The sequence below is a fragment of the Paenarthrobacter sp. NPDC058040 genome, from assembly GCF_042885775.1.
GTDB lineage: Bacteria > Actinomycetota > Actinomycetes > Actinomycetales > Micrococcaceae > Arthrobacter.
The window spans coordinates 223828-238693 of sequence record NZ_JBHVRN010000008.1; the positions used below are offsets into that span (position 1 = coordinate 223828).

The following is a 14866-nucleotide window of genomic DNA, read 5'->3' on the forward strand; positions in this document are numbered from 1 at the left end:
TTTGTTGCTGTTCCGGATGAGGGGCGCAGGCACTGGCTAGGCAGCGTCGCTGGAGGTGGGGGAGCCTGCAGGAGTCACCGAGGGTGCGACCGTCCGTGCGATCTCGGTGAAGTCGGCCGTCGGACCCAGGACAGCCAGGGCTTCCTGCCACTGGCCGGCGGCAGCCGCGAGGAGTTCCGGCTGTTCCCCGATTTCGCGGGCAACGTCAATAGCCAGTGCTGCATCGCGGGCCATCAAACCCAGGGAGAAGCCGGAATCGTGCGTGCCGCTCAGGACCCAGTTGGGGTACATGTTCGCCGAGACCTTGCTCCCGCCCGAGGCGTTGCTGATGCTTTCGGCGGCGACTGCCGGATCGATTCCGTAGGCCTTGGCCACTCCGAGGGCCTCACCCACGGAGACGAGGTTCGCTGCAGCGAGGACGTTGTTAAGGAGCTTGACCACGTTGCCGCTGCCAGGGGCGCCGATGTGGGCAAACTTGCCTCCGGTCAGGGCTTGGAGGACAGGTTGGGCGGCGTCGAGGGCGGCATCCGTGCCACCTACGAACGCACTCAGGGTTCCGGTGGCAGCGCCGTCACGGCCGCCAGACACAGGCGCGTCAATAAATGCGGCTCCACTTGATTCGGCCAGGGCTGCCATGGCCTTGCTGGTGGCCGGTTCCGAGGTTGTTGTGTCGATGATCGCGACTACCCCCTGCGCCGCAAGGAGGGCGGGGACGGTGGCTTCGACGATTGTGGCCGAGGGAAGGGACAGGACAGCGTAGGAGGTGCCTGCCACGTCTTCGAGGTTCGCCGTCGTGGCGATGCCACCTTCGGCAGCTGCGTTTCGGGCCGTTTCGGACGGGTCGAAACCGAGGACGTCCCACCCGGCGGCGTGCAGGGTGGAGGCCATGGCCCCTCCCATGGATCCGAGGCCGATCACGGCGACGCGGCGGTTGCTGTTCATGAGGTACTCCTAGGTATGGATCGGTGAAGCAGGCGAAAGTGCTGTTGCTAGTCGAGGTAGACGTCCAGGTCTTTCCACAACTGCTGGGTGCGGCGGATGGCTGCGCGGCTCCGCTCGGGGTGGGCAGCTTCCATGCCGGCCAGCAGCCCGTAGACCATGGAGTTGGCAGCGGTGACCGACTGGAAGAACGAGATGCCTTCGGATGCGACGATCAGGAGGTGGTCGGCCGCGGCGGCGAGGCGGCCCCGGCGCATGTCGCTGATGGCGACGACGGTGGCCCCGGCCTGTTTGGTGGCTTCGGCGGTGAGGATGATCTGCTTGACCGACCGCCACATGTTGATGACCACCAGCACGTCGCCTGGTCCCAGGTTGTTGGCGGCCGAAGCGAAATGCACGCCGGCCCGGCTTTCCAGCGAAATGGGGTAGCCCATGGTGGATCCGAGGTGGGCCATCACACTGGCCGGACCGGCGAACGAACCGATGCCAATGACGGTGATGGACTTTCCGCCGGCAAGGGCGGCGATGGCTGACTCGACGTCGTCCGCCGTGTTGGACTCGAGCGTCAGGCGAAGGTTCTCGATGTCATGGTTGAGGGCGTCGTGCAGGGGGCTGCGGTGTTCGCCGTGCTCATTCAGTGTGTCTTCCGTGGAGATCATCACCAGATACCGGGAGCGCAGTTCGCGCTGCAAATCCGGCCACCCGCGGTATCCCAGGCGCTGTGCCGTGCGGACCACCGTGGAGTTGTTCACGTCGGACCGTTGTGCGATTTCCGCGATGTCCGCATAGGACGAGAGCTGCGGGTTGCGGGCGATGACCTCCAGGACGCGGGCCTGCGACTTTGAGAGGGCGACGTTGGGCAGGGCATCGCCCAGCCAGCCGTAATCCGCGGAATCCCACGGATTGTCAGCCGTGCCTGTGGCGCTTGTGGCGTCAGTTCCGAGCTGCTGACTCTTCACGGCCATCCTTCCTGTAACGTACATCACTCTGCAAACCGCATTGCAACAAAGATACTCTGCAATTTGGATTGCCGCCAGCGATTATCGTTTCGGGGAAGTAAAACTTGGCGTCATCGGCGCCGCGGGCCTTTTAAAAACGAACAGCCGGGGAGTCCTCTCGGAGTCCCCGGCTGCCTCTGTTCCGGTGATGAAGGCCCTGCTCAGGCGTGGCTGACCAGCTTGGCGCCAACAACCCCGCCCTCGGGTTCCCGCGCTGGGTGGAGAGTCGAGAAGAAGTCGGCGAGTTCCGCCGTCGCACTCAATGGGAGGACGTTGGCGACGTACTGGTCGGGTCGGACGACGACGACGACTCCATCGCGGCTGAGGCCGCGCTGATCGTAGATGTCGGCGGCGGGGTCGGTTCCGAAGACCTTCTCGAGGTAAGTGAGTTTGAACGGGCCAACCGTGGGTTTGAACACTGCAGGGACGGCGTTGATGTCCACGCCGGTGTGGTCCTGCTGATAGATCACCTTGACGTCGAACCACGCGTCGCGATCAAGATTCGACGGCGTCGCGGCCAGCGGCGAGTCCGGCGCGGCAGCGAGCCACTCGGCAAAGTCCGCGACCGGTCCCGGGGCACCTGCCGGTGCGGCGTCCGCAAAGACGTAGATGCGCCACCGGCCGTCGGCTTTGGCATGGTGGCCGAGGTGCATCGGGTTGGTGTCGCAGACCCGCTGCACCGGGGCGGACTTGAAGCGTTTGCCCAGCGGGAATCCGGTGGCGAGGTCCTGGTGGGCTGGTTCGGCAACCAGCATCGAGGGAGCGTACTGGGTCATGAAGCCGGCCGGGAATTCGGCGGTGCTGGTGTAGAAGGTTTCCAGTTCTGTTGGGTCCTTGAATTCCTCGGGCTTCTTGGCCATGAGGGTGGACCACTCCTTGTCGAAGTCGATGAGGTTCTTGGCCACCACCTGGCGTTCGGCCGAGTAGGTATCGAGCAGCGCTTCGGGGCTGCGGCCTTCCAGGACGTGGCCGAGTTTCCACCCGATGTTGAAGCCGTCCTGCATGGAGACGTTCATGCCCTGCCCGGCCTTCGCGGAGTGCGTGTGGCAGGCGTCGCCGGTGATGAACACCCGCGGGGTGCGCGTGCCGCGCTCCTCCGGCAGGACGTCGTCGAACCTGTCCGTGAGGCGGTGGCCCACCTCGTACACGCTGTGCCAGGCGACGTTGCGCACGTCCAGGGTGTAGGGGTGGAGGATGTCGTTGGCTTTGGCGATGATCTGCTCGATGGTGGTCTTGCGGACCGCGCCGTGATCGTCGGCAGCCACCTCGCCAAGGTCCACGTACATCCGGAACAGGTGCCCGCCTTCGCGGGGGATCAGCAGGATGCTGCCGCCAGAGCCGGACTGGATGGCGCACTTGGTCCGGATATCCGGGAAATCGGTCACTGCGAGGACGTCCATGACGCCCCAGGCATGGTTGGCCTGGTCGCCGGCAAGGTGGCAACCGATGGATTCACGGACTTTGCTGCGGGCACCATCAGCGCCTACGACGTACTTTGCGCGGATCACGCGCTCCTGGCCCTCCTTCGGCCCGGCGGTGTGGAGCAGCGTCACTGCGACCGGGTACTCGCCCTCGCCTGTGACGGTCAGCCCTGCAAACTCGTACCCGTAGTCCGGCTTGAGCCTGGCAGGAGAGTTGGCCATGAATTCAGCGAAGTAGTCCAGCACGCGGGCCTGGTTCACGATCAGGTGCGGGAACTCGCTGATCCCGGCAGGGTCATCCACGGCGCGGGCGCTGCGAACGATTTTGGAATGGTCCGCCGGGTCCGGCTTCCAGAACGCCATCTCCGTGATGCGGTACGCCTCGGCAATGATCCGCTCTGCGAAACCGAACGCCTGGAACGTCTCCACGCTGCGCGCCTGGATCCCATCAGCCTGGCCGATGGCCAACCGCCCGGGGCGGCGTTCAATGATCCGGGTGGTGATGTCCGGGAACTGCGCCAGTTGGGCGGCAGTCAACATCCCTGCAGGACCGGTGCCCACAATCAACACATCTACCTCATCCGGAACATCTTCCGGACGGTCGATCCCGACGCCGGCGGCCGGCTCGACTCGCGGGTCACCGGATACATAACCGTGATGGTGGAACTGCACGGGCTTTCCTCACTTCTTTGTGGGCAGTACTGCCTTTGAGCTTTCGAGTGTTCGATAATAGAACTACTTGTTCGATTATTGCTCACATAATCGTAATGCGGCTCACACGCGTGTTCAAGTCCCCGACGCACGCCCGCTTGTCACCAAACAAGCCGCTGGCATGTCAGGATCAGGTATGCCTCGCCTCATGCTCCTCGACACTGCCTCCCTGTACTTCCGGGCCTTCTACGGCGTACCGGACACCATCCGCCGGGCAGACGGGACGTCCGTCAATGCCGTCCGGGGGTTGATGGACATGATTGCCCGGCTCACCACGGACTACGAAGCAACACATCTGGTGGCCTGCTGGGACAACAACTGGCGCCCGAAATGGAGGGTGGAGCTCATCCCGAGCTACAAGGCACACAGGGTGGCTGAGCTGGTGGCAACCGGGCCGGACGTCGAAGTGGTGCCGGATCCCCTGGAGGCCCAGATTCCTCTGATCAGGCACGTCCTTGCCCTGGCAGGCATCCCCGTCGTGGGAGTCGATGACCACGAAGCCGACGATGTCATCGGGAGCTACGCCAGCCAATCAATTCTTCCGGTGGACGTGGTGACAGGCGACCGTGACCTGTTCCAACTGGTCGACGACGAGCGCGACATCCGCGTCATCTACACAGCCCGTGGCATGCGGAACCTTGAAGTGCTGACCGACGTGGACGTCGTCGGCAAATACCGCGTCCTGCCGCAGCAGTATGCGGACTTCGCGACGCTACGTGGCGATTCCTCCGATGGCTTGCCCGGGGTAGCCGGAATCGGTGAGAAGACCGCGGCCTCGCTGCTTGCCACGCACGGCTCACTTGTTGGCCTCCTCGAAGCCGCGGAAGACCCCGACGGCGGACTGTCGGCAGGCGTGAAGGCAAAGCTTTCCGCAGCAGCCGACTACCTGAAAGTGGCACCCACAGTGGTCAACGTAGTGCGGGACCTCCAGTTACCCGGCCTTGAAGAGGCCGGAGCTGCCCTGGAACCGGTGACAGGCCCAGCCCGGGAAGAACTTGAAGGACTCAGCACGGAGTGGAATCTTGGCGGGTCCGTGAAGCGCCTGCTGGAGTCCCTGGACGCCGCCCGCTAGCTCCCGCGCCTGCCGCGTGGTTGATGTCGCTGGCCGGCTTCACAGCTTCGCTGCTGCCTTCACAGGCAATCAACAGCTTCGAAACAGGCAGGACTGGGTTCGCTGGCCCACTGTTGAAGAAGGACGGCGCAACCTGCTGTCCGCACGTCACCAGCCGTACTACGGTGCTGCAGCTGTTTGGCTGCTGAGTCAGGAGAGGCATATGTCAAAAACCAAGAAGATCACGCTGGGTGTCACGGCAGGCGCGTTGGCTTTGGGGGCTGGACTGGGAGTCACGAGCGTCGCCTCAGCCACCAGCACGCCAACACCGAGTGCAACGTCGTCCACCGAAGGGTCCACCCCCGACGGCGGCCAGGGACGGCACGGCGGCCACGGGCGGGATGGGGCACAGATCGCTTCCGCCTTGGCCACCAAACTCGGCGTTGACGAATCCAAGGTCACCGAGGCGTTGAAGTCATTCCGTGACGCCAACAAACCCACCACTCCGCCCGCCCAGGGTACCGAAGGCACCAAGCCGGACCGGGCAGCACGTGATGCCGCTTTGGCCAAGTCGCTGGCAGAAGCCCTTGGGGTCGACGAATCCAAAGTGACGGCGGCCCTCGAAGAGATCCGTACCGAAGCCAAGGCTGATCGCTCCGCCGAGCTTAAGACACGGCTCGACAAAGCTGTCTCCGACGGCAAGCTTACGCAGGCCGAGGCAGACGCAGTGACCAAGGCAGTCGAAGCCGGTGTTATCGGGGGAGGCGGTCGATAGCCCCTCGGGCCCGCGGACGGCGACGGTTCCCAGGCCCCACAGCAACCCATAACCATCAAGACCTGAAAGAAAAAGAAGAGATCCCCCGGACAGGGTTTCCGGGGGATCTTTCCTTTGGCTGGGGCAAACTTGCGCTCTGTCAGAAGTTTTTTGAAGTCGCCGTCGATTAATGCTCGATCCGTTCGACCTTGTAATGAGAAGGTCGGAGGGCGACCTTCCAAAACCAAGGAGATTGATTGAGATGGCCAAGTACATGCTGATCATGCGTGCAACCGACGAGTCGCTGGCGAACTTCGAGACCGCCGACTTCAATGAAATGCTCGAAGTCATGGGTAAGTTCAACGACGAACTGATCCGCGCCGGGGTGCTCCTTGCCGCAGAGGGGCTCGATGACCCGAAGGAAGGCGTCGTGGTGGACTTCACCGGCGAGACGCCCATGGTGACGGATGGCCCGTACGGGGAGACCAAGGAACTGTTCGCGGGCTACTACATTCTCGACGTGGCATCCAAGCAGGAAGCGGTCGAGTGGGCCAAGCGGGCACCGATGACGGCCGGAACGAAGACCGAGATCCGGAGGGTACCTGGCATCGACGAATTCCCGCAGGACAACGAATGGATCCAAAAGGAACGAGCCTGGCGTGAGCAGACCGGACAACTCTAAGGGCTCGTCGCAGGGCGTACCGGACTGTAACTAACGTGGGCAGCAACGCGGCGAGGGCCGCGGTCGAAGCCGTGTGGCGGAGCGAATCCGCCCGCATCGTCGGCGCCCTTGCCCGTTACACGGGCGACTTCCCGTTGGCCGAAGACCTCGCCCAAGAGGCAGTCGCCGAGGCGCTGGTCTCCTGGTCTGTCAACGGTGTCCCCAGCGAACCGGTGGGCTGGCTGCTCACTGCGGGCCGTCGTCGTGCGATCGATACCTTCCGGAGGCATGCAGCCCGGGACGAAAAGTACGCACTGCTGGCCAACGGGTTGTCGGAAGAGGATCCCACCGTGGACGCGCTTTTCAGCCCGGACGCAGTCCAGGACGACGTTTTGGCCTTGATGTTCGTCTCCTGCCATCCCATTCTGTCCAAGGAATCCCGGATAGCACTGACCCTCCGCGTCGTGGGTGGCATGGGTACCGAGCAGATCGCCAAAGCTTTCCTCCTACCCGTGCCCACCATCCAGGCCCGCATCACGCGCGCCAAGAAGACACTGGCCGCGGCGCACATTCCCTTTGCCGTCCCCGAGGCCCACGAGTTGCCCGAGCGCCTGGGTTCCGTCTTGCACGTCGTCTACCTCATCTTCTCCGAAGGGTCCTTCGCCAGCGGAGGCGACGATTGGATGCGCACCGACCTCGCGAGCGAAGCCAGGCGCCTGGCCCGCATCCTTGTTCAGTTGTCGCCCGAACCTGAAGCCTTCAGCCTTCTCGCCTTGATGGAGTTGACGGCCGCCCGGTTTCCAGCCCGGCTGGACTCGCAAGGAAGGCCTGTGCTGCTTGAAGACCAGGATCGACGCCGGTGGGACCAGTCTGCAATCCGGCGCGGTCGCGCAGCTCTTGCGACCGCCGTGGCCGGTGGCCGAGGCCTCGGTGCCTACGGGCTTCAGGCGTCAATCGGGGAATGCCATGCCATTGCTCCTTCTGTTGCCGAAACGGATTGGGCCAGGATCGTCATCCTGTACGAGGCCCTGGGCAGGCTGACGCCTTCGCCAATCATTGAACTTAACCGGGCAGCTGCCGTAGCCATGGCATCCGGTCCGGCTGCGGGATTGGAGCTGCTGGACGCATTGGCCGAGCGGGATGTTCTGCGCGGGTCCCATTCCTTGCCGGCGGTTCGCGGTGAGCTGCTGGCACGGCTTGGCCGACCCGTTGAGGCCAAAGCCGCGCTGGTTCTGGCATTTGAGCGATGTTCGAATGCCGCCGAGCGGTCTGCCCTGCAACGGAAGATTGACGGACTCGGCATCTCCTGACGGGCAGCGGCAAATGCATGGCTTACGTCCTTTGTGGTTTGCGGTAGTGGTTTTGTCGGGGTGTCTGGGTGGGGTCGATGTGTGGGGGCGGGGTGAACCAGGGGACGCCGTTTTTGGCGGTTATTTTCCATTGTTCTTTGTGGATGAGGTGGTGGTGGTGTGAGCAGAGGAGGACGCCGTTGTCGGTGCTGGTAGGTCCGCCTTGTGACCAGTAGGTGATGTGGTGGGCTTCGCACCAGGGTGCGGGGAGGGTGCAGTCGGGGAAGGCGCAGCCTTGGTCGCGGGCGTTGAGGGCTTTGCGGATGTGGGGTGGGAAGACGCGGCTGGTGCGGCCGATGTCGAGGATTTGCCCGTCGGTGCCGAGCAGGACGGGCAGGATGTCGGCGTCGCAGGCGATTTTGCGGATGGTTTCGGGGTGGATGGGGCCGGTGAAGGTGCCGGTTCCGGTGCTGACTCGTGGGGGAATGCTTGATTGGCTGGTTGTCGGGTCTGCGATGCCTGAAGGTGAAAGTTGCGTACAAAGGTCCTCGGCACCGATGTAGACATTGACTTGGGGTTTGAGGCCGCCGTTGGCGGGGAGCTTGCCTGTTCTTAAGGCAAGTGCGCAGCCGCCGACGAGGCCGTCGAGGAGTTTCTGGGCGCGCGAGCGACGGTCCAGTTCCGGAGCCCACTCTGTTTCCTCGTTCTCGGTGCCTGCGACGGCAGTGTCCATTGCGACGGCGCTGGCGGCGGTAGTGAGCCGGGGGTTGGTGGCAGCGTTCATGACCGTCGTGAGAGTTTCGTATTGTTCGGCAGTGGCGAAGATTTCGATGTGGTGCAGGCCGCGTCGGGGTTTGCGGAGGAACGCGCCTTGGAGGGTGCGGAGTTCTTCTTCGCTGGGTTCGTGTCCGTCTTGGTCGATTCTGTCCGTCCAGCGGCGGGCTGTCTTGGCCAGGAAGTCGGGGTCGGTTTCGGTGGCCGTGCGGGTAAGGGCGTGTTCCATGGCGGCCAGGATGCCGGGTTCGGCGATGAACGCGACGCGGTCCAGTGCTCCGGTGATGATGGTTGCCGCGCGGGTGGGCACCAAGGCGGTGGCCAGTGCGGCGGCGAGATGTTCGTGGCGGGGTGGGGTGGTTTGACCGGTCAAGGTGGTTGAGGGCAGCAGGGTGGCGGCCAGGGCAAGGCGGCGGCGGGCTTCCCGGACTTCGATCCGGAGCCTGGCGCGGAGGAACTCGGCAGCATTCCGGTATCCGTCATCCAAGATCGAACCGGCCGCGGCAGCCGGAGTCTCCGCCGGATCTGCCGTGCTGGACTCCGGTTCCGCCCACCCCGTTCGCCATGTCGGGCGGCTGTTTACAGCCAAACGGGAGCGGGAGGTGATTTTGGCTTCCTCGCGGGTTCGTTCGACCGCCTGCGCCGCAACGATCTGCAGGTACTCGATGGTGCGGGAAAGGTCCTCGACGTGCCCGGCGAAGTCGGCTGCTTCGTAAAAGTCGAACATCCGTGCCGCGTCCAAGGCCGCGTCCCGTAACGTTCCGAGTGCTGTCGCTCCGTCTTCGAGCGCCGTTCCTACATCCTCGGCGGCGGGATCCACCGGTGTCGAAGGAACTGCGTGGTGACCGGGGATGGCTTCGCTGATGCTGTTTCCGTTGATCAGCAGCCCGGAGGGTCGGGCGGTGTCCACGGAACCGGCCACCGCCGTCGTGACCTCGGAACCAGCGGCAGGAACAGCACCGGACGCCTCCGCCCGTAACCCCGAATCCTGCCCGCTGATGCCCATAAACCAACCCTGACACCCTCCCGTTTCCCTGTGATCATCCCAACATCCCTATGTGGATAAACCCCGAAAATTCGCACAGTCATCGGCTTGTGTGGGTAGGACTCCCAATCCCAGTCTCAGCAGACACTCCCTCGGGCCGATAAAAGCAGGTTTGATGGAAGCATCCACAAATGATGACCAGCAGGAGAAACATGCCTACCGCTACCGCATACGCTGCCCCTTCGGCCACGGGCGATCTGGCCTTGACCACCATTGAGCGTCGCGAAGTTGGCCACCACGACGTCCACATCGACATCAAGTTCGCCGGCATCTGCCACTCGGACATCCACACCGTCCGCGGCGAATGGGGACCCCAGCAGTATCCCCTGGCCCCGGGCCACGAGATCGCCGGTGTCGTCACTGAGGTCGGCCCGGGAGTGACCAAGCACAAAGTGGGGGACCGCGTCGGCGTTGGCTGCATGGTCAATTCCTGCAAGGAATGTGCCAACTGTGAGGCCGGCCAAGAGCAGTACTGCCTGAACGGCAACGTAGGTACCTACGGTTCGGTGGACCGCGATGGCACCATCACCCAGGGTGGCTACTCCAGCGCCGTGGTGGTGAACGAGGACTTCGTTGTCACCATCCCCGAGGGCCTGGACCTCGATGTCGCGGCGCCGTTGCTGTGCGCCGGGATCACCACGTACTCACCCCTGCGTCACTGGGGTGCTGGACCCGGCAAGAAGGTCGCAGTCGTCGGACTGGGCGGCCTGGGTCACATGGCCGTCAAGCTGGCACATGCCATGGGCGCCGAGGTCACTGTGCTTTCCCAGTCGTTGAAGAAGATGGAGGACGGCCTCAAGCTCGGGGCCGACACGTACTACGCTACGAGCGACCCTTCGACGTTTGAACAACTCGGCGGCACGTTCGACCTCATCATTAATACCGTGAGCGCGTCCATCGACATCAGCGCCTACCTCAAGTTGCTGGCCCTCGATGGCACGCTGGTCAATGTCGGCGCGCCTGCCGAGCCGCTTCCGGTCAACGCGTTCGCACTGATCGGTGGGCGCCGGTCGTTCGCCGGGTCCGCCATTGGTGGAATCCGCGAAACGCAGGAGATGCTGAACTTCTGCGCCGAGCACGACCTTGGTGCAGAAATCGAGGTCATTCCGGCGGAGAAGATCAATGAAGCCTACGAACGCGTCTTGGCCTCGGACGTCCGGTACCGCTTCGTGATCGACGCCGAAACCATCGCCTGACCTGGCCGGCAACGGGGCCGCCCTGGTTGCGTGTTTACTGCCGGACGCCCGGACGCTGTTGCGTCTAGGCGTCCGTGCAGTTCCTGTTCCTTACGAAACGGTCCAGCAACGCTCCCGCGACGGCACCGGCGATGGGCGCGACGATGAAGACCCATAGTTGACTGACGGCCCAGCCATCGGCGTAAAGCGCCGTGGCAATGGAACGTGCAGGGTTCACCGAGGTGTTGGTCACGGGGATGCTGATGAGGTGGATGAGCGTGAGGCTGAACCCAATGGCAAGTGCCGCGAAGCCGGGCGTGGCACGCCGGTCCGTGACTCCAAGAATGACCAAGAGGAAGACCGCTGTCAGAACGAACTCGATCACCAGCGCCGGCATGAGCCCAAACCCGCCAGGGGAGTGTTCACCGTAACCGTTGGAGGCGAACCCGCCGGCGCGCGCGGCGGAGAAGAAGCCATCGGGACCGCCCGCGGCGATCGCGGCCAGCACGCTGGAGGCCGCCGCTCCGCCCACAACCTGGGCCACGACGTAGGCTGCGATGTCCTTGGCCGGAAAGCGCCCGGCGACCGCCAGGCCTATGGTCACAGCCGGGTTGAAATGCCCGCCGGAAACGTGGCCGAAAGCGTAGGCGCCGGCGACGACCGTCAGCCCGAAGGCCAGCGATACCCCGAGGAACCCAACGCCCAAGGTGTTTGAGGCATCCGGGAAGTTCGCTGCGAACAATGCAGTGCCAACACCACCAAAGACCAAAATGAACGTACCGATTGCCTCGGCCCCGAGTCTGGACGCCAGCGCTGGTCCGGCATCTCCATCCGTGGGTCGTACGGGGGTTTGGGTATTGCGGCTGACCATGCTGGGCCTTTCAAACGAGGGATCGTAGGGGTAGGAACGACAGAAGAAGAGCTACTGCTGAGGAGACTCCGTGTTGGAAGCTTGCCCACCTTCTTCTTCGAGGTTCGTCACGTAGTCCGAAGCGGCACCCTGCACAAGGTCAACCTGGCTGGAAAACTTGCCTCCGGTCTGTGCGTCGACGAAATCGCCGACTTTTTCTATGCCGTCGCGGATGGCTTCCTCGTTGCCCGCAATCAGGTCCTGTGCCTTGCCCTGGAGATCGTCAAACAGTCCCATGCCGTACCTCTTTCTCTGCTGTGTGGTCGTGGAGCCGATTCGCTCCACAGGTTTTGTCCTCCGAGAGGGACATTCGTGACGCGACTCGGCGATCTTCTTGTGCATGGTCGGTGAATTCCGACTCGGAACCGTTGGCCAAGCGGGTCCTGAACCCTGAACCACACCCGCCCCAAGGGAGAATGGTTCAGTGACTTTCAACCTGGACACCATCGGCAAGGGCCTTGTATTCGCCGAATCCATCGAGAAGCTGACCTCGGCATTGAACAGCCAGCCCGACGGCGGCACGGCGGTTGTCCAGGCACCGCCGGGAACCGGCAAGACGACTCTTGTTCCGCCGCTGCTGGTCAACTTGCTTCACGAACGGGGCATATCCCAGCCCCGCGTCATCGTCACCCAGCCGCGTCGCGTCGCCGCGCGGTCCGCCGCTCGTCGCCTGGCGGCCCTCGACGCCGGCAGCCGGCTGGACCAAACGCGGGACAGGACGCAAGGCAAGCCTGCAGGGGCCAGGCCAGGTGCGCGAGTCGGCTTCACCGTCCGGGGTGAGTCAACAAGCGGCCCGGATACCGTTGTGGAGTTCGTCACTCCCGGGATCCTGCTTCGACGGCTCCTCACGGACCCGGGCCTCGAAAACGTCCACGCGGTAATCCTGGACGAAGTCCATGAGCGGGGACTGGAGACCGATCTGTTGCTGGGCATGCTGGCGGAGGTCCGCGAGCTTCGCGGCGACCTGGTGCTGGTGGCGATGTCGGCGACCCTGGACGCGCCACGCTTCGCGGCCCTCCTGGGGCGGACGGCCCTTCCAGCGGCGGCAACCCAGGAACAACCAGCCCCCGACGGCGGCAGGCCGGCTCCCGTCGTCGACTGCCCTTCGGCCCTGCACCCACTCACTGTCGAATGGGTTCCGGCGTCCGCGCCCCGGCTCGATGGCCGCGGCGTGACACGCAGCTTCCTGGACCACATCGCGGACACCGCAGAAGGGTCCCACGCTGAGGCACTTGCGTACGATCCGGACGTGGACGCGCTCGTCTTTGTTCCCGGCGTCCGGGAAGTGTCCGACGTCGCTGCCCGCCTCCGCAGCCGCGTGGGCGGCGGGACTGAGGTACTTGAGCTCCACGGCCAAGCGACTCCGGAACAGCAGGACCGCGCGGTTTCGGGGCGCCGGCCGGGCGGCCGGCCGCGGATCATCGTTTCCACCGCCCTCGCGGAATCGTCCTTGACTGTTCCCGGTGTCCGGCTGGTGGTGGACTCGGGCCTGTCCCGGGAGTCGCGGCGGGACGCGGGACGCGGCATGTCCGGGCTGGTTACTGTTTCCTGTTCCAAGGCGTCCGCCGAGCAGCGCGCCGGACGTGCGGCCCGTCAAGGTCCGGGGACGGTTGTCCGTTGCTATGACGAGCAGGCCTTCGCCGCAGCGCCCGCCCATCAGGTGCCAGAGATGGCCGTCGCGGACTTGACCGGCGCAGCGCTGGTCCTGGCCTGTTGGGGCGCTCCGCGTGGCGACGGCCTGGCACTTCCCGACGCGCCGCCCAAGGCAGCCATGGACGATGCTGTGGAGGTCCTGCGGGAACTTGGCGCCGTGACGTCCAAGGGCGCTGCCACCGACCTTGGCAAGACGTTGGTCCGCATCCCCGCAGATCCGAGGCTCGCGAGGGCGCTGCTGGACGGTTCGGCAGTTGTTGGTCCCCGGCCCGCGGCGGAGGCGGTTGCCCTCGTTTCGGGGGAGCAGCGGGCCCAAGGCGCTGATCTGACCCGGTTGCTTTCTGCCCTGAAGTCCGGTTCCGATCCGGGTTCCAGACGATTCGCCGAGGAGGCGAAGCGGTTCGAATCGATCGCCCGTCAAGGTGGGACCGGCGTCGTGCATTCCCAACCACCGCGCAAGACCGCGGCGTCTGAGGCACCCGGGTTCGTCGTCGCGCTGGCTTTTCCGGACCGGATCGCCCGGCGGGTGCCCGGAGATGGCGCAACCACGTACCTCCTGACGTCGGGAACCCGCGCCGGGCTTCCGGCCGGCAGTTCGTTGGCCGGGCATGACTGGCTGGCCGTGGCCGAGGTTTCCCGCGCCCAGGGTCGTGACGCTGCTGGAACGGGCGCCGTGATCCGGTCGGCGGCCCCGATCCCCGAGGAGTTGGCCATCGCGGCGGCGCCGGACCTGCTGGAAGAGTCGCTCAAGGCACGCTTCGAACGGGGCAAAGTCACTGCCCGGTTGGAGCGGCGACTTGGTGCCATCGTCCTGGCTTCCACACCCGAGCGGCCTGGACCGGAGGAGAGCCGCATCGCCGTGGCCGAAGCTCTCGCGAAGACCGGCCTCTCGATGATTGGCTGGTCGGCAGCTGCTGATGGCCTGCGACGACGCCTCGCCCTTCTGCACCACCACCTCGGCGACCCCTGGCCCGACGTCAGCGAGCCCGCACTACTGGCCCGCCTGGACGAATGGCTCGCGCCCGAACTGGAAGCGTTGGCGGACGGAAAGCCTGCCAACGCGCTCGACCTCGCCGAACCACTGCGGCGGCTCCTTCCCTGGCCCGAGGCCGTCCACCTGGACAGCCTCGCCCCCGAAAGGCTCGAGGTCCCAAGCGGCTCGCGGGTGCGGATCGAGTATCCGGAGGCCGGCACCGGAGGCGGAAACCACGACGGCGGCAGGCCCGTTGTGGCGGTCAAGCTCCAGGAATGCTTTGGCTGGGCCAGCACGCCCCGCCTCGTGGATGGCAGGGTCCCTGTGCTGTTCCACTTGCTGTCGCCTGCAGGGCGACCCTTGGCCGTGACCGACGACCTCGCCTCCTTCTGGTCCGGCCCGTACAGCCAGGTGCGGGCCGAGATGAGGGGACGTTACCCCAAGCATCCTTGGCCGGAAGACCCATGGACGGCGCCTGCGACGGCCAAGACCAAGAACCGGATGTAGCCCGC

12 protein-coding genes are annotated in these 14866 nt (G+C 64.8%); 6 read left to right on the forward strand and 6 right to left on the reverse strand.

Annotation, left to right across the window (positions count from 1 at the left end; all coding sequences use genetic code 11):
• Nucleotides 1–36: 36 nt before the first annotated feature.
• The 3 genes from ACFVSJ_RS13345 to ACFVSJ_RS13355 all read right to left on the reverse strand — a co-directional run bounded on the left by ACFVSJ_RS13345 (nt 37) and on the right by ACFVSJ_RS13355 (nt 4030).
• A complete protein-coding gene (locus tag ACFVSJ_RS13345; protein ID WP_387437273.1) occupies nt 37–942 on the reverse strand; it encodes an NAD(P)-dependent oxidoreductase in 906 nt (301 codons plus the stop codon).
• A gap of 47 nt (nt 943–989) precedes the next feature.
• Nucleotides 990–1814, reverse strand: coding sequence for a MurR/RpiR family transcriptional regulator (locus ACFVSJ_RS13350; RefSeq protein WP_387437354.1), 825 nt, complete (start codon nt 1812–1814; stop codon nt 990–992).
• 284 nt (nt 1815–2098) lie between these two features.
• A complete protein-coding gene (locus ACFVSJ_RS13355) occupies nt 2099–4030 on the reverse strand; it encodes an FAD-binding monooxygenase (RefSeq protein WP_387437274.1) in 1932 nt (643 codons plus the stop codon).
• Between the two features lie 160 nt (nt 4031–4190).
• On the opposite strand from ACFVSJ_RS13355, the gene ACFVSJ_RS13360 reads away from it, so the two are divergent.
• The 4 genes from ACFVSJ_RS13360 to ACFVSJ_RS13375 all read left to right on the forward strand — a co-directional run bounded on the left by ACFVSJ_RS13360 (nt 4191) and on the right by ACFVSJ_RS13375 (nt 7845).
• Nucleotides 4191–5141 carry a 5'-3' exonuclease H3TH domain-containing protein gene (locus ACFVSJ_RS13360; protein WP_387437275.1) on the forward strand — a complete coding sequence of 317 codons (951 nt, stop codon included), beginning with the start codon at nt 4191–4193 and terminating at the stop codon, nt 5139–5141.
• Between the two features lie 202 nt (nt 5142–5343).
• Nucleotides 5344–5895, forward strand: a complete 552-nt coding sequence (locus tag ACFVSJ_RS13365) for a hypothetical protein (protein ID WP_387437276.1) — start codon at nt 5344–5346, stop codon at nt 5893–5895.
• A 241-nt stretch (nt 5896–6136) separates the two neighbouring features.
• A complete protein-coding gene (locus ACFVSJ_RS13370) occupies nt 6137–6556 on the forward strand; it encodes a YciI family protein (protein ID WP_387437277.1) in 420 nt (139 codons plus the stop codon).
• Nucleotides 6557–6591: 35 nt separating this feature from the next.
• A complete protein-coding gene (locus ACFVSJ_RS13375) occupies nt 6592–7845 on the forward strand; it encodes an RNA polymerase sigma factor (RefSeq protein ID WP_387437278.1) in 1254 nt (417 codons plus the stop codon).
• Nucleotides 7846–7867: 22 nt separating this feature from the next.
• On the opposite strand, the gene ACFVSJ_RS13380 is transcribed toward ACFVSJ_RS13375, so the two are convergent.
• Entirely contained in the window at nt 7868–9604 is a 1737-nt protein-coding gene (locus ACFVSJ_RS13380) for a DUF222 domain-containing protein (RefSeq protein WP_387437279.1), read from the reverse strand.
• Nucleotides 9605–9795: 191 nt separating this feature from the next.
• Here ACFVSJ_RS13380 and ACFVSJ_RS13385 point away from each other — a divergent pair, with 191 nt between their 5' ends.
• Complete coding sequence (locus tag ACFVSJ_RS13385; protein WP_387437280.1) at nt 9796–10839, forward strand: NAD(P)-dependent alcohol dehydrogenase; 1044 nt, start codon at nt 9796–9798, stop codon at nt 10837–10839.
• Nucleotides 10840–10903: 64 nt separating this feature from the next.
• On the opposite strand, the gene aqpZ is transcribed toward ACFVSJ_RS13385, so the two are convergent.
• Nucleotides 10904–11689, reverse strand: coding sequence for an aquaporin Z (aqpZ, locus tag ACFVSJ_RS13390; protein ID WP_387437281.1), 786 nt, complete (start codon nt 11687–11689; stop codon nt 10904–10906).
• A gap of 51 nt (nt 11690–11740) precedes the next feature.
• Complete coding sequence (locus tag ACFVSJ_RS13395; protein WP_387437282.1) at nt 11741–11965, reverse strand: antitoxin; 225 nt, start codon at nt 11963–11965, stop codon at nt 11741–11743.
• A gap of 187 nt (nt 11966–12152) precedes the next feature.
• Here ACFVSJ_RS13395 and hrpB point away from each other — a divergent pair, with 187 nt between their 5' ends.
• A complete protein-coding gene (gene hrpB / locus ACFVSJ_RS13400) occupies nt 12153–14861 on the forward strand; it encodes an ATP-dependent helicase HrpB (protein WP_387437283.1) in 2709 nt (902 codons plus the stop codon).
• The last annotated feature ends 5 nt before the right edge of the window (nt 14862–14866 follow it).

Coding starts and splice junctions, on each gene's coding strand:
- ACFVSJ_RS13345 (WP_387437273.1), bottom strand. CDS start 942: ATGAACAGCAACCGCCGCGTCGCCGTGATCGGCCTCGGATCCATGGGA.
- ACFVSJ_RS13380 (WP_387437279.1), bottom strand. CDS start 9,604: ATGGGCATCAGCGGGCAGGATTCGGGGTTACGGGCGGAGGCGTCCGGT.
- ACFVSJ_RS13385 (WP_387437280.1), top strand. CDS start 9,796: ATGCCTACCGCTACCGCATACGCTGCCCCTTCGGCCACGGGCGATCTG.
- ACFVSJ_RS13360 (WP_387437275.1), top strand. CDS start 4,191: ATGTCAGGATCAGGTATGCCTCGCCTCATGCTCCTCGACACTGCCTCC.
- ACFVSJ_RS13370 (WP_387437277.1), top strand. CDS start 6,137: ATGGCCAAGTACATGCTGATCATGCGTGCAACCGACGAGTCGCTGGCG.
- ACFVSJ_RS13365 (WP_387437276.1), top strand. CDS start 5,344: ATGTCAAAAACCAAGAAGATCACGCTGGGTGTCACGGCAGGCGCGTTG.
- aqpZ (WP_387437281.1), bottom strand. CDS start 11,689: ATGGTCAGCCGCAATACCCAAACCCCCGTACGACCCACGGATGGAGAT.
- ACFVSJ_RS13395 (WP_387437282.1), bottom strand. CDS start 11,965: ATGGGACTGTTTGACGATCTCCAGGGCAAGGCACAGGACCTGATTGCG.